Consider the following 13524-nt stretch of genomic DNA (forward strand, 5'->3'; position numbering starts at 1 on the left):
CGTCAGAAGCTTCCCGTGCGGCGAAGGAGCCCCGCCATGTCCCATCACCTCGACACTCCGCTGGCGCGGCAGAGCGGCCAGCTGTTCCTCAACGACCTCTACGTCTTCGGCGGCGAGGGCTGCACCGCCTTCGTCATGGACGTCAACTCCAACATCACCGAGCCCAACGTCCCGCCCGGTTTCCACCCCGAGGCCCGCTACGAGTTCCGGATCCACCTCGCCGGCAACGACCACGAGGAGCTGACCTTCCGGGTGGCGTTCGAGCCGGTCGAGTCCGACGGCCAGCAGGCCTACCAGGTGTTCGAGTTGCTCGGCACGGACGCCCGCGGAGACGACGGGAGCGGCCGGCCGGTGGCCAGCGGGCGCACCGGCCAGGTGATCGAGGAGGGCAGCGTGCGGGTCTGGGCCGGCCGGATCAACGACCCGTTCTACATCGACCTCGACGAGCTGGCCGTGATCAACGCCGCGGTCAAGGACGGCACCAGGGTCGACCTGTCGACGTGGCGTTCCGGCACGCCCAACAACACCTTCGCCGGCTCCCAGGTCTACTCGATCGTGCTCGAGGTCAAGCACGACCACCCGCGGCTGCGGCCCGGCGCCGACATCGGCGTCTGGTGCGCCACCAAGCTCGCCACCGACGACGGCGGCTGGCGGCAGATCAACCGGTTCGGCCTGCCGATGATGTGGCCGATCTTCTGGCCCGACGACACCGACTTCTCGAACCCCGCCAACGAGCGGCATCCGTCGGAGGACCGCAACGCCGACGGCAAGTACATCGCCGAGAAGGTCGCCGCCGTGGTCGCCGCGAACGGCAACTGCGTCGATCCCGAGGGCTACGGCTACCTGGTCTCCCAGCGGATCTTCCCGGAGATCATGCCCTACACCGTGGGCACACCGGCCAGCTTCGGCTTCACCGGCATCAACGGCCGCACGCTGGCCGACAACGCCCCCGAGGTGATGTTCTCGCTCGTCCTGGACAGCGCCACGAGCTCCGGCCTGGGCCCGTCCGTGGCGGCCGACATGCGCCGCGACGAGTTCCCGTGGGTGGTGCCGGCGAGCTGACTGCGCCAAAGTGGTGGGATGAGCACCCGGATGCGCGACGCGATGGGGCAGCAGTTCAAAGAGCTGAGGCACGAACCCACCGAGAAGCGGGTACGCGCGACGCTCGGCGGCCAGACCATCGTGGACACCACCAATGCCGTGCTGGTCTGGGAACCTCGCCGGATCGTGCCGACCTACGCGGTGCCGGCCGCCGACCTGCGCGCCTCGCTCTCGTCGGCCGGCCCGGTCTCACCCGGCGGGCCCGGGTTCCTGCACCCCGGGATCCCCTTCACCGTGCACTCGACGGCCGGCGAGGCGTTCGACCTCTCGGCCGGCGGCCAGACCCGTGCCGGGGCGGCCTTCCGGCCGGCCGACGCCGACCTGCGCGACCACGCCGTGCTCGACTTCGCCGCGTTCGACGGGTGGTTCGAGGAAGAAGAGCGGATCCACTCCCACCCACGCGACCCCTACCACCGGGTCGACGCGCGGGCCAGCTCCCGGCACGTGCGGATCGAAGACGGCGGCACGCTGCTGGCCGAGACCACCCGACCGGTGCTGGTCTTCGAGACCAACCTGCCGGTGCGGTTCTACCTGCCGCGCGAAGACGTCGCGGTCGAGCTGACGCCGAGCGACCAGACCTCCTACTGCCCCTACAAGGGCCAGGCGTCCTACTGGTCGACCGGCGACCGGGCCAACGTCGTCTGGTCCTATCCGGACCCGCTGCCCGACGCGGCCGGGATCGGCGGCCTGGTCGCGTTCTACGACGACCTGTTCGACGTGACGGTCGACGGGAAACTGCGCGACCGCCCGGGCGGGGCCGTCGTCCGGTCGCTGCGCGAGGAGTTCGGCGTCGCCTAGTCCGGACCTCGGCGATCTCATGAGCCGTGCTGGACCCAGAGGTTCTCCTCGACGTAGACGCCGCGGTCGCGCTCGCGGTCGATGCTGACGAGGTTGAGGGCGTCGGGGACGACGTATTGGCCGGTGACCGGGAAGGGCATGGCGGCCCAGCTTTCCCACTCGGCGACGGTGCCTTCGATGACCATCGAGCGGGCGGCCGGGCCGAGCACCCGGGCGCCCATCCGCTGGTGCGTGCGGATCCACGGGTCGACCGACAGGCCGTCGGCGCGGGTCCAGGTGGCGTAGTCGGCCATCGACGCCAGCGGGTAGCGGTGCTTCCACGTTGGACGCAGCGGCGCGATGACGTGGGCCAGGCCGTCCTGGCGGGCCCGCCGGGTCAGTTCGGTCAGCACCACCGTCGCCAGGCCGCGCCTGTCGTGTGCCGCGCCCACCGCCGCGGCCATGAAGCTCAGCGTCGTCGGAGCGGTGCCGGCCTCGCGGCCCTCGACCGCGCGCACCATCGCGTCGTCGTAGCCGCTCGGCAGGTCGTCGGGTTCGCCGGTCCAGGCCAGCGGCACACCCCAGCCGCCGGCGACGACCACGCCGCCGTCGAGCACCACGATGTCGTAGCGGGCGAAGTATTCCTCGACCCGGGACAGATATTTCTTGGGTACGTCGTCGTGGAAGATGAACTCCGGCCACCGTTCCCGGAACACCTCGGCCGCCTGCTCGTCGAGGTCGGGCCGATCGGCCCGCGTCACGATCTCCACGCCGGGAAGGTTATCCGGTGGGCAGTTCGACCGTCAGCACCCGGGCGACCGGCCGGAAGCCGGCCCGGTCGTAGAGCCGGCGGGCCGGGTTGCCGTCGGTCACCGCCAGGGCCAGCGCCGGCAGGCCGGCCGCGTGCGTGCCGCGCAGTGCGTGCACCAGTAGCGCCCGGCCGAGGCCGCGGCCCTGCGCCGTCGCGCCGACGCCCAGGTTGAGCACCCACGCGCAGCGGTAGTCGGTCCACGGCACAGGGCCGGCGCAGAGCACGTGACCGGCGCTGCGACCGTCGGGGCCGACCAGCCGGGCACACGCCGGCGCCAGCGGCGGCACCGGGTCGGCCTTGTCGAACATCGCGGTCACCGCTGTGGTGTCGTTCCCGGTCCAGCCGCCGTCGGGATGACCCGGCGCGTACGCCGCCGCCAGCGCCGAGGCCAGGTCGTCGTCCCAGCCGCCCGCGGTCAGCGACCAACCGTCCGGCAGGGCGGCCGGGGCCGGCAGGTCGGCCAGGTCGTGCCGCATCTCGGTCGCGGCCCGGCGCAGCGGCAGCCCGAGCGCGGCCACCAGGGCCTCGTCGGCGGTCTCCAGCGTCAGCCCGGCCAGGTCGCGCCGCGCCTGCCCGGCCACCCGTCCCACCGGCACCCCGGCGGCCGGGCGGACCGACTCGGCGACGTCGTCGCGCAGGATCAGCCGGGCCAGCACGGCGCCGTCGTCGTCGCACAGCAGCGAGTAGGTCAGGTCGAGGTCGTCAGGACGGACGGGCACCCGTCGACCGTAGGCGAACGGCGCCCCCACCGATGCGGCGGGCAGGTCCTAAGGTGCCTCGCATGCAATCGTTGGTCGCGATCATTCGCCAGAACGCTGACGTCGCTCGTTTCCTCGACTGGCCGGGGGACTTTGGCCTGGACCGCGGCGACCATGTCGAGGAGGTCCACCTCCGGTCTGGCGCCGCGTTGGAAGGGTTTGCCGGCGACGGCTCCGGTGGGACCTACTTCTTCTGTGGTGCGGGCGGAGAAGACCGTCCGATCCTCTACGCGGATTCCGAAGGCGGCGCCGCGCTGCTCGCCATCGGCCTGGCCGAACTGCTGCGACTGCTGCTGGTCGCACCGTGGTGGCGCGACTGCCCGGACTGCACCGCCGCGGAGAGTCAGCAAGCCGCGGCGGAGTATGTCGCGGACATCCCGGATCTGGTGGCGCAGCGCGACCGCGTCGCCGCCGTGCTGGGGCTGACGTTGCCCACCGAAGAGGACGCCCTGTCTCGCCTGCGTGAGGTCGCGCTCGGCGCGGGCGAAGAGTTCGTGCTCGTCAACACGTCGGAAGGCAACCGCTATGAGCCGCTGATCACGACCTGAGGGCTGGGCCCACCCCACCCCCGGGGGGCCGGGGAGGGGGAACGGGGTGGGCGGCCGGACGAACCTAGGCGGCGACGGACCAGGTGGCGCGGAAGGCGGCGGCCTCGCCGGCCAGCCACTGCTCGACCTGGTCGGGCTTGACCGAGGGGTCGGGGCGGTGGACGACGCCGCGGCGGAGGTCGACCAGGACCGGGTCAGCGTGGGGCAGGACCTGGTCGATGTGGCGGGACATCAGGTGGAGGGTGGCGATCACGGTCTCCCGGCTGGGCGGCTGTTCGTCGAGGTGCAGGCGGACGGCCTCGGCGCGGCCGTCGGGATGGCGGAGGCCGAAGTGTGGGTTGATCTTCACGGGCAGGTCGCCCAGCATGGCGATCGCGTCGCGGGTCTGGGCCAACTCGGTGTCTTTGTCCAATGTGCCGAGATAGGTCAGCGCGCCCGGCAGGAGCGACTCGTAGAGCGGCTTGTAGCGCGGCTTGACCTCGTTGACGACCGCGTGGAGGTGGCGGCCGGCGCCCTTGAACGCTATGTCGCTTTTGAGGGCTTTGACGAGCTGGGCGTGTGGGTTGAAGCCGGAGCGGCTCTCGCGCTGCTTGCGGAGGCCGCCGACGAACGTGGCCTTGGCCGGGCCGGTGCGGTCGACGTAGCGGGCGAACGCGAGAAGAGTGGCGTAAGGGACGGCGGGTGCGGTCACATGGCCCTCCAGCTTCCAAGATCTCCGCTGGTCAGCGGCGATTTTCGTACACCTATTCTAATCGAAACCGGCCGCTGTGCCCACCCTGGTTACGGTCACCGAGGCGACCCCGGCGCTGTCCGACGCGGCCAGGTCGACGGTGGCCTCGATGGCCCAGTCGTGGTCGCCCTCGGGGTCGTCGAAGATCTGCCGGACCTCCCAGCGGTCGGCCTTCTCCTCGATCAGCAACAGGGCGGGGCCGCGGGCGTCGGGACCCACCCCGATGTCGCCGTACTCGTCGTAATAGGGAGCCAGGGCCGCGGCCCACTCGGAAGCGGTGAAACCGTCCGCGCCGTCCAACTCGCCCAGCGACTCCCAGTCGCGCAGCGCCGCGAGTTCGACCCGGCGGAACAGCGCGTTGCGGACCAGCACCCGGAAGGCCCGCTTGTTGCGGGTGACCGCCGGCGGCGGCCGTTCGATGCCGTCGACCTCCTCGTCGACCGACAGCGGGTCGCGCAGCCGCTCCCACTCGTCGAGCAGGCTGGAGTCGACCTGCCGGACCAACTCGCCGAGCCACTCGATCAGGTCCCACAGTTCCTCGGTGCGGGAATCCTCCGGCACCGTCCGGCGCAGCGCGTGGTAGGCGTCGGCCAGGTAGCGCAGCACCAACCCTTCCGACCGCGACAGGCCGTAGAACGCGACGTACTCGCCGAACGTCATGGCCCGCTCGTACATGTCGCGGACCACCGACTTGGGCGCCAACTCGTAGTCGGACACCCAGGGATGGCCGCGCGCGTACATCGCGTAGGCGTCGTCGAGCAGGTCGGCGAGCGGCCGGGGGTGGGTGACCTCCTCGAGGAGCTCCATCCGCTCCTCGTATTCGATCCCTTCGGACTTCATCGCCTGTACGGCCTCGCCGCGGGCCTTGAACCGCTGCGCCGACAACACCTGGCGCGGGTCGTCCAGTGTGGACTCGATGACCGACAGCGCGTCGAGGAAGTAGTCCGGCGACTCGCGGTCCAGCAACTCGATCGCGGCCAGCGCGAACGGCGAGAGCGGCTGGTTGAGCGCGAAGTCGGCCTGCAGGTCGACGGTGAGCCGCACCGTGCGGCCGGTCGCGTCGGGCGGGATCCGTTCGACCACGCCGCCGGCGAGCAGCGCGCGGTAGATGGCGATGGCGCGCTTGATGTGCTTGCGCTGCGCGGCCGGTTCCTCGTGGTTGTCGGTCAGCAGGTGGCGCATCGCCTTGAACGGGTCGCCCGGCCGGCCGATCACGTTGAGCAGCATGGCGTGCGAGACGTGGAACGACGACTGCAGCGGCTCGGGCTCGGCCTCGATGAGGCGCTCGAACGTCGCCCGGCCCCAGCCGATCGAGCCCTCCGGCGGCTTCTTCTTGACCACCTTGCGCCGCTTGCGCGGGTCGTCGCCGGCCTTGGCCAGCGCCCGCTCGTTGTCGATGACGTGCTCCGGCGCCTGCACCACCACCGTGCCGATGGTGTCGTAGCCGGCGCGGCCGGCCCGGCCCGCGATCTGGTGGAACTCGCGGGCCTTGAGCAGCCGTACCCGTGTGCCGTCGTATTTGGACAGTCCGGTGAACAGGACCGTGCGGATGGGCACGTTGATGCCGACACCGAGCGTGTCGGTGCCGCAGATGACTTTGAGCAGCCCGGCCTGGGCCAGCGTCTCGACCAGCCGGCGGTAGCGCGGCAGCATCCCGGCGTGGTGCACGCCGATCCCGTGCCGCACGAGGCGCGAGAGCGTGCGGCCGAAGCCGGCCGCGAAGCGGAACTTGCCGATCGTCTCCGCGATCATGTCCTTCTCGGCCCGGGTCGCCACGTTGACCGACATCAGCGCCTGCGCCCGCTCCAGCGCGGCGACCTGGGTGAAGTGCACGACGTACACCGGTGCCTGCCGGGTTTCCAGCAACTCGGTCAGCGTCTCGTGCATCGGCGTGACCGCGTAGGTGAACATCAGCGGCACGGGCCGATCGACCGACTTGACCACCGCGGTCGGCCGCCCGGTGCGCCGGGTCAGGTCGGTCTCGAACCGGGAGACGTCGCCGAGGGTCGCCGACATCAGCAGGAACTGGGTGTGCGGCAACTCGATCAGCGGCACCTGCCAGGCCCAACCGCGGTCCGGTTCGGCATAGAAATGGAACTCGTCCATCACGACCTGACCGACGTCGGCGTACGTGCCGTCGCGCAGCGCGATGTTGGCCAGGATCTCGGCCGTGCAGCAGATGATCGGCGCGGTCTCGTTGACGGCGGCGTCGCCGGTCAGCATGCCGACGTTCTCCGCACCGAAGATCCGGCACAGGTCGAAGAACTTCTCCGAGACCAGCGCCTTGATCGGCGCGGTGTAGAAGGTGCGCCGCCCGTATGCCAGCGCCGCGAAGTGCGCACCGGTCGCCACCAGGCTCTTTCCGGAGCCGGTGGGGGTGTTGAGGATGACGTTGGCGTCGGAGACGAGCTCGATCAACGCCTCTTCCTGGTGTGGATAGAGGGTGATGCCCTGCTCGCCGGTCCACTCGACGAACGCCTCGAACAAGGCGTCGGGGGTGACCTGCGCGGGAATCCGGTCGGCGAGGGTCACGCGGCGCGCCGCTGGAAGACCAGGTCGAACACGTCGCGCCCCTGCCGGGCGGCGCGCCGTTCGAAGTGCGTGATGGCGCGGTGGGCCGGCCGCGGCGCGTACCCGTCGGCGGTGTTCACCAGTTCGGGGTCGGCCGACAGGGTGGAGAGCATCGACGCAGCGTACGGGGCCCAGTCGGTCGCGCAGTGCAGCACACCCGACCCGGGGACCAGCCGCGAGCGCAGCAGCGCCACGTGTGCGGGCTGGATCAGCCGCCGCTTGTGGTGCTTGAGCTTGGGCCACGGGTCGGGGAAGAACACGTGCACCGCCGCCAACCGGTCGGCCGGGAGCATGTGGCGCATCATCTCCAGCGCGTCGCCGCGGACGATCCGCAGGTTGCGCAGCCCGCGGTCGTCGATGTGCCCGAGCAGGTTGGCGATGCCGGGAACGTGCACCTCGACGGCCAGATAGTCGCGCGCCGGGTCGGCCTCGGCCATGGCCGCGGTCGCGTCGCCCATCCCGGAGCCGATCTCCACCACCAGCGGCGCCGCGCGGCCGAACACGGCGGCCGCGTCCAGTGGGGCGTCGGAAACCGGCATTCCGTACAGCGGCCAGAGCCGTTCGAGCGCATCGTGATGCCGATCACCCATCCGCCCGCCACGGTTGTGGAAGGTCCGGATGTAACGACCGGAAGACGTCATGCCGCGGGAGCGGCCTGGCGTCTGAGGACCCGAGGCCTCCGGCATCGCAGTAGCACTCACTGAGCGATTTTGGCAGGTGTCGCCTCGGCGCTCCAAATGCGACAATCGACGCACGGGCGGCAGGGAGGTCACGATGTCCGGTCGTCGGGCTATAGCGACAGTCGCGATCACCGCGTGGATCGTCGTCATGTCAGGTGCGCCGGCCTTCGCCGCGCCCGCACCGACGCCCACCCCCACGGCCGTCGCCGTGCCGGAGGGGCGGTTCGTCGAGGTCAACCCGAGCACGGTCGAGGCCGGCTACATCGTGGGCCTGCGGGCGAGTTGCACCGCGGCCGACGACGACCCGCCGCAGGACACCGAGCCGGCCATCGTCGAGTCGACCGCGTTCGGCGAGGTCACCGTCAAACCGCAGTTCGGCTACCTGACCGGCGCGGTCACCGTGCCGGCCGACACCCGGGCCCGGTCCTACCGGGTCGTGCTCGACTGCCCGGGCCTGTTCAGCGGCACCGCCTCGACCACGATCAACGTGGTCAACGGCAACCGACCCAGCCGCGGCCCGGCGACCGGGTTCGGCGGCACGGCCGGCGACGACAACAGCAGCCTGGTGCTCGGCACCGGCGTCGTGATGCTGGCGGCCGGCGTGGTGCTCGCGGTGATGACGGTGCGCCGGCGGCGGGCCGCCTGAGCCGATGGCCAAGCGCAAGCTCGCCGGCCCGCTCGCCGCGCTGCTGATCGCGGTCGGCGGCATCGCGACCTTCGCCGGCGCGGTGGAGAAGGGCGCCTTCGGCCCCGACGACGTGCCGCCGCCCGGCCGCTTCCCGGTGATGGTGCCGAGCCGGCCGGTGGAGATCCGGATCCCGTCGCTCAAGGTCGACGCGAAGGTCAGCGACGTGGGAATGGCCGACGACGGGTCGATCGCGGTGCCGCCGCTCGAGCGGCACAACCAAGCGGGTTGGTATGACAAGAGCCCCACACCGGGGCAGTACGGCCCTGCGGTGCTGGTCGGTCACGCCGACACCCACACCGGCCCGTCGATCTTCCACGACCTGTCGAAGGTGAAACCGGGCGCCCGGGTCGAGGTCGTCCGCCGCGACGACTCGGTGGCGGTTTTCGAGGTCAACTCGGTGGAGAAGTTCAAGAAGGCCGACCAGCCGATCGACCGGATCTACGCCGACTTCAGCCGCCCGGCGCTGCGGCTGATCACCTGCGGCGGCGAGTTCAAGGGCGGCAGCATCGGCTACGTCGACAACATCGTCGTCTTCGCCTCTCTCGTCGAGGCGCGCGACGACTGACTGATCGAGGCGCGCAAGCTAGAGGTCGACGATGATCGGCGCGTGGTCGGACGGGCCCTTGCCCTTGCGGGCCTCGCGGTCGATCACGGCCGCCCTGACGCCGTCCGCGAGCTTCGGGGTGGCGTACACCAGATCGATCCGCATGCCCTTGTTCTGGTGGAACATGCCGGCCCGGTAGTCCCAGTAGGTGAAGGGGAACGGACCCTTCATCGGCGTGGGCACCACGTCACGCAGCCCCGTCTCGAGCAGCGCGGCCAGCGCCGCCCGTTCCGGCGCGGTGACGTGGGTCGAGTTGACGAAGACCGCCGGGTCCCAGACGTCGGCGTCGGTCGGTGCCACGTTGAAGTCGCCGCAGACCACCAGGTCGCCGTGCGCGGCCAGGTCGGCGGCCACCGCCGTGCGCAGCGCCGCCAGCCACTTGAGCTTGTATTGGTAGTGCGGGTCCTCGGGCGTACGCCCGTTGGGGACGTAGATCGACCAGACCCGCACACCGCCGCAGGTCGCGGAGATCGCCCGGGTCTCCGGCTCCGGGTAGCCCGGCTCGCCTGCGAAGCCGCGCACCACGCCGTCGACGCCGACCTTGGAGAGGATCGCGACGCCGTTCCACCGCCCGTCGACGTGCGTCGCCGCGGTGTAACCCAGCTCACCGACCTGCTCCGTCGGGAACTGCTCGGTGGTCGACTTGACCTCCTGTAGGCAGACGACGTCGGGCTTCTTCTCCTCGAGCCAGGCCAGCAGCCGGGGCTCCCTGGCCTTGACCGAGTTGACGTTCCAGGTGGCGAGCCGCATAGGTAACTAGTTTCCCGGGTTGTCGCCCGGGCGGGGCTGGGACGCGAGGAAGCGCTCCAGCTCGGCACCGAGTTCGTCGGCGGTGGGCAGCGGGCCGGTCTGGGGCCCGAGCAGGTTGGTGCCGGTGCGGCCGCGGGTGAACGCGTCGTACTGCTCCTCGAGCGCCCGGACCACCCCGGCCGCGTCGTTCGTCTCCTCGACCTGGCGGTCGATGTCGGTGCGCACCGCCTCGGCCGCCGTCCGTAGGCCCTCCGTGGGCAGCAGGAGACCGGTGGTGCGGGAGACCGAGGAGAGCAGCACCTCGGCGGCCGCGGGGTATTCGGCCTGTGAGACGTAGTGCGGCACGTGAGCGGCGAACCCGATCGCGTCCTTGCCGGCCTGGCCGAGCCGGAACTCCAGCAGGTGGCCCGCGCTGCCGGGCACCTGCACCCGCTGCAGCCAGGGCTCGTAGCCGCTGATCAGCTCGCGTCGGGTGGCGTGGGCGGTGACGCCGGCCGGGCGGGTGTGCGGAACGGCCATCGGGATCGAGTTGAGCCCGATGGTCACGCTGACCCGGAACCGGTCGATCAGGCTCATGACGGCCTTGGTGAATCGTTCCCAATGCAGGTCGGGCTCGTGGCCACCCAACATGAGATAAGGAGTGCCGGCGTCGTCGCGGAGCATGTGCAGCTCGAGCGTCGGATCCGCGTATTCCTCCCAATGGTCTTCCACGAACACCATCGGGGGGCGCCGGGACCGGTAGTCGAGCAGCTGGTCGATGTCGAATGTCGCGACGACGCGGCTTTCGGCCGAGGCCAGGAGATGTTCGCGGGCGAGCCGGGTGGCGTTGCCGGCGTCGACGAAGCCGGACAGCGTCTGGATCAGCACCGGCTGACCCATGTCGGGCAGGTCGCCGGCTAGCTCGTAGAGCGCGTGCGGATCGAGCACCGCGGTCCTACCTCCCTGAGTTGTGGTGGGTTCCCGGTATGGGAAACCACGCGTCCATCTTCCTGCATTCCACCGGCAGCTGACGTTAGCCCGGCCTTCCTTCCGGCGAGGACGCAATTTCTATACGCAGAGTAGCCGTGCGGGTACTCCAGAGGGGTGTTGGCGGTCGTCGAACCGGGGTCGAACGGCCGCACACAGGCGGTGATCGATCGTCACGCTACGTGTATTCGAAATCGGACTAAAATGTAGGAGAGCCCATGTGGTTGGCCATTTCACGACTTGCCCCTTACGCGTGGCTATGTGCAGGCAGTGAGCGACCGATATCGACTGACCGATTAGGTATTCGGCTTTTGTGGCAACTGCCACTAAATAACAGTGGGTAATCGGGTTGGCGCCTGCCTAGCCTCGTCCAATGCGTGACGACCACACCCTCGAGCCCGAGAACGGCGCCGCTACCCCCGCGGACCGTTCAGCCGAAACCAACTCGACCGAACGGCCCACGACCGGCGCCCGCCGCCTCCAGGAGCGACTCGTCTTCCGTACCTCGAAGATCAACACCGCGACCCGGGGGCAGTGGCACCGGCTGGCGCAGCAGACCGCTCGCAAGGCCGACTCGATCAAGGCAAACCCGTACGCCGAGCGTGCCGCCGGCATGTGGACCGCTTCCCGCGACCGCGTGACCGCCATGCCCGCGTACGACAAGATGCGCAGCGCGCTCGGCGAACGCGGCCCGGCCCGGGTCGCGATCGCGACCGGCGTGCTGGCCGCCGTCGGCGTGGCCGCTGCCGCCGGCACGGCCGCCGCGACCCAGAACCACGACGACACCAGGAGCACCACCGCCGCGGTCGCCGCTGTCGACTCGGTCAAGAACGCCGAGATCGGTCAGTACCCGTCCGCACCGCCCACCTCGGCCGGTGGGCAGGCGGCCGGTGCCGCCAAGGGTGCCGACAAGCCCGCCCCCGCGGCCGGTGCCGCCAAGGGTGCCGACAAGCCCGCCCCCGCGGCTGTCCACCCCAAGGCGGAGGACAAGCACGACAAGGCCAAGGCCAAGCCGAAGGCCGCGCACAAGGCGAAGCCGAAGACGGTGCGCCCGGTGCAGCCGAAGCCGGTCATGGGCCTGAGCCAGACCCAGATGAACAACGCCATGGCGATCGTCAAGGTCGCCGAGGCCAAGGGCATGGGCGAGCGCGGCGCGGTCATCGCGATCGCGACCTCGATGCAGGAGAGCCAGCTGCTCAACCTGGCCAGCGACGTCGTTCCCGAGTCGATGAACTACGCCCACCAGGGCAGCGGCTCGGACCACGACTCGGTCGGCCTGTTCCAGCAGCGGTCCACCTCCGGCTGGGGTTCGGTCAAGAACCTGATGAACCCGACGTACTCGGCCGGTGCCTTCCTGGACGCCCTCAAGCAGGTGCCGAACTGGAAGAACATGCCGCTGTCGGTCGCCGCCCAGACGGTGCAGGTGTCGGCGTTCCCGGACGCCTACGCCCAGCACGAGTACCGTGCCCAGGCGGTTGTCGACGCCCTGATGAACTGAGGCGCGACTAGTAGGTGAGGGTGATCCGGTCCAGGTCGGGCGCCCAACCATCCGAGTTGCTGAACTCGATGATGTTCGGTCCGGCTGCCAACGGCAGCCGGACCGTCATCGTCTTCACCGACTCCCAGCCGCCGCTCGACCCGAACTCGAAGCGCCCGGCGTCGCGCCCGTTGACCTCGACCTCGGCCTGCCGCTGCTCGTCGGAGACGTAGGAGACGACCACGTCGTAGTCGCCGGCGGCGGCCACCGCGGGCGTGCTGAAGGTCAGCTTGCTCCGGCGGTAGCCGATCCGGGTGACCACCATGCCTCCGGACGCCGAGTCGACCCGCCGGGTGCTGGCCCAGCCGTCGAGGTCGGCGGCCTCGGCCTCCAGCGTCACCGTCGTCTTCGGCGGTGGCGCCGCGTTGTCGGTCGGCCTGTTCGTGGCCGGCGGTCGCGTCGCGTGCTCCGCGCCGCGGACCGCGCCGCGACTGGCCGGCGGGCGGCTCGGCCGGCCCGTCGGCGTCGCGCTCGGTTCCGGCCAGTCGCTGACGGTGATCGCCGACGGCGCCGGCAGCACCCGCTGGTCGGGCGGCTTGGGCTGATCGGAAGCGGACATCAGCAGGGGTATGCCGACCGCGACCGCGACGGTGGCCACGGACACGGCAACCGCGACCGCGGTACGCCGCCCCCGCCGCTTCGGCTCCTCGACGGTCTCGCCGTCGGGGCCGTGCGTCGGCACCGGCCGGGGTGGCCGCTGCTCGTCGCGGACGGCCGGAATCACCTGGGTGACCTGAGCGTCGGCATCGGTCTCCACCGGTTCCGCCGGTGGCAGCCAGCCGCCGATCCGCAGCTCACCCTGGTCGTCGCCGGCCGCCGACATGCGCACCCTCACGGTTCTTGATCACGGTCAGTCCGGCTGGCGACGCTACCGCAAATGCATGCCCGGGGTGAACCAGTGGAACGGATAAGGCCGTCCACCGGCCGGTCGAGGCCGCATCCTGGTTCGGTCCTGGTTCGGCGGTGGTGCGGCTGGGGTACAAAGGGTCCCTCCCCATTTCCC

Annotated in this window: 14 protein-coding genes; 6 read left to right on the forward strand and 8 right to left on the reverse strand. The window is 70.7% G+C overall.

Annotation, left to right across the window (positions count from 1 at the left end):
- Positions 1 to 36: 36 nt before the first annotated feature.
- Both AB0J74_RS17355 and AB0J74_RS17360 read left to right on the forward strand, forming a co-directional pair.
- Positions 37 to 1062 (forward strand): DUF4331 family protein, encoded by a 1026-nt coding sequence (locus tag AB0J74_RS17355; RefSeq protein ID WP_363448840.1) that lies wholly within the window; start codon positions 37 to 39, stop codon positions 1060 to 1062.
- An 18-nt stretch (positions 1063 to 1080) separates the two neighbouring features.
- The gene (locus AB0J74_RS17360; protein ID WP_363448842.1) at positions 1081 to 1899 is read left to right on the forward strand and encodes a DUF427 domain-containing protein; all 819 of its coding nucleotides are present in this window, start codon (positions 1081 to 1083) and stop codon (positions 1897 to 1899) included.
- Positions 1900 to 1916: 17 nt separating this feature from the next.
- On the opposite strand, the gene AB0J74_RS17365 is transcribed toward AB0J74_RS17360, so the two are convergent.
- Both AB0J74_RS17365 and AB0J74_RS17370 read right to left on the reverse strand, forming a co-directional pair.
- Entirely contained in the window at positions 1917 to 2648 is a 732-nt protein-coding gene (locus AB0J74_RS17365) for a hypothetical protein (protein WP_363448844.1), read from the reverse strand.
- Between the two features lie 10 nt (positions 2649 to 2658).
- Positions 2659 to 3408, reverse strand: coding sequence for a GNAT family N-acetyltransferase (locus tag AB0J74_RS17370; protein WP_363448846.1), 750 nt, complete (start codon positions 3406 to 3408; stop codon positions 2659 to 2661).
- A gap of 62 nt (positions 3409 to 3470) precedes the next feature.
- On the opposite strand from AB0J74_RS17370, the gene AB0J74_RS17375 reads away from it, so the two are divergent.
- Positions 3471 to 3995: a hypothetical protein gene (locus AB0J74_RS17375; RefSeq protein ID WP_363448848.1), complete on the forward strand. Its 525-nt coding sequence runs from the start codon at positions 3471 to 3473 to the stop codon at positions 3993 to 3995.
- A 64-nt stretch (positions 3996 to 4059) separates the two neighbouring features.
- Here the strand turns inward: AB0J74_RS17375 and AB0J74_RS17380 are convergent, their stop codons facing one another.
- From AB0J74_RS17380 to trmB, 3 genes are read right to left on the reverse strand one after another with little or no spacing between them, the layout of a single operon-like run.
- Positions 4060 to 4686 (reverse strand): hypothetical protein, encoded by a 627-nt coding sequence (locus AB0J74_RS17380; protein WP_363448850.1) that lies wholly within the window; start codon positions 4684 to 4686, stop codon positions 4060 to 4062.
- 57 nt (positions 4687 to 4743) lie between these two features.
- Positions 4744 to 7257, reverse strand: coding sequence for a DUF3516 domain-containing protein (locus AB0J74_RS17385; RefSeq protein ID WP_363448852.1), 2514 nt, complete (start codon positions 7255 to 7257; stop codon positions 4744 to 4746).
- Positions 7254 to 7937 carry a tRNA (guanosine(46)-N7)-methyltransferase TrmB gene (gene trmB / locus AB0J74_RS17390; RefSeq protein ID WP_363448854.1) on the reverse strand — a complete coding sequence of 228 codons (684 nt, stop codon included), beginning with the start codon at positions 7935 to 7937 and terminating at the stop codon, positions 7254 to 7256. The genes AB0J74_RS17385 and trmB overlap by 4 nt, the downstream gene beginning before the upstream one ends.
- Before the next feature lie 187 nt (positions 7938 to 8124).
- Here trmB and AB0J74_RS17395 point away from each other — a divergent pair, with 187 nt between their 5' ends.
- Both AB0J74_RS17395 and AB0J74_RS17400 read left to right on the forward strand, forming a co-directional pair.
- Complete coding sequence (locus AB0J74_RS17395) at positions 8125 to 8622, forward strand: hypothetical protein (protein WP_363448856.1); 498 nt, start codon at positions 8125 to 8127, stop codon at positions 8620 to 8622.
- A 4-nt stretch (positions 8623 to 8626) separates the two neighbouring features.
- Positions 8627 to 9229, forward strand: coding sequence for a class F sortase (locus AB0J74_RS17400; RefSeq protein WP_363448858.1), 603 nt, complete (start codon positions 8627 to 8629; stop codon positions 9227 to 9229).
- An 18-nt stretch (positions 9230 to 9247) separates the two neighbouring features.
- On the opposite strand, the gene AB0J74_RS17405 is transcribed toward AB0J74_RS17400, so the two are convergent.
- Together AB0J74_RS17405 and AB0J74_RS17410 are read right to left on the reverse strand one after the other, a co-directional pair.
- Positions 9248 to 10018 carry an exodeoxyribonuclease III gene (locus AB0J74_RS17405; protein WP_363448860.1) on the reverse strand — a complete coding sequence of 257 codons (771 nt, stop codon included), beginning with the start codon at positions 10016 to 10018 and terminating at the stop codon, positions 9248 to 9250.
- A gap of 6 nt (positions 10019 to 10024) precedes the next feature.
- The gene (locus AB0J74_RS17410; RefSeq protein ID WP_363448862.1) at positions 10025 to 10945 is read right to left on the reverse strand and encodes a PAC2 family protein; all 921 of its coding nucleotides are present in this window, start codon (positions 10943 to 10945) and stop codon (positions 10025 to 10027) included.
- A 412-nt stretch (positions 10946 to 11357) separates the two neighbouring features.
- On the opposite strand from AB0J74_RS17410, the gene AB0J74_RS17415 reads away from it, so the two are divergent.
- Entirely contained in the window at positions 11358 to 12482 is a 1125-nt protein-coding gene (locus AB0J74_RS17415) for a hypothetical protein (protein ID WP_363448864.1), read from the forward strand.
- Between the two features lie 7 nt (positions 12483 to 12489).
- On the opposite strand, the gene AB0J74_RS17420 is transcribed toward AB0J74_RS17415, so the two are convergent.
- Entirely contained in the window at positions 12490 to 13356 is an 867-nt protein-coding gene (locus AB0J74_RS17420; protein ID WP_363448866.1) for a hypothetical protein, read from the reverse strand.
- Positions 13357 to 13524 lie beyond the last annotated feature (168 nt).

The organism is Asanoa sp. NPDC049573, assembly GCF_040676615.1.
Lineage (GTDB): Bacteria > Actinomycetota > Actinomycetes > Mycobacteriales > Micromonosporaceae > Asanoa.

Excerpts from the sequence above, each read along its gene's own strand:
- AB0J74_RS17355 (WP_363448840.1), top strand. The coding sequence starts at position 37 with ATGTCCCATCACCTCGACACTCCGCTGGCGCGGCAGAGCGGCCAGCTG.
- AB0J74_RS17360 (WP_363448842.1), top strand. The coding sequence starts at position 1,081 with ATGAGCACCCGGATGCGCGACGCGATGGGGCAGCAGTTCAAAGAGCTG.
- AB0J74_RS17375 (WP_363448848.1), top strand. The coding sequence starts at position 3,471 with ATGCAATCGTTGGTCGCGATCATTCGCCAGAACGCTGACGTCGCTCGT.
- trmB (WP_363448854.1), bottom strand. The coding sequence starts at position 7,937 with ATGACGTCTTCCGGTCGTTACATCCGGACCTTCCACAACCGTGGCGGG.
- AB0J74_RS17395 (WP_363448856.1), top strand. The coding sequence starts at position 8,125 with ATGTCAGGTGCGCCGGCCTTCGCCGCGCCCGCACCGACGCCCACCCCC.
- AB0J74_RS17400 (WP_363448858.1), top strand. The coding sequence starts at position 8,627 with ATGGCCAAGCGCAAGCTCGCCGGCCCGCTCGCCGCGCTGCTGATCGCG.
- AB0J74_RS17405 (WP_363448860.1), bottom strand. The coding sequence starts at position 10,018 with ATGCGGCTCGCCACCTGGAACGTCAACTCGGTCAAGGCCAGGGAGCCC.
- AB0J74_RS17415 (WP_363448864.1), top strand. The coding sequence starts at position 11,358 with ATGCGTGACGACCACACCCTCGAGCCCGAGAACGGCGCCGCTACCCCC.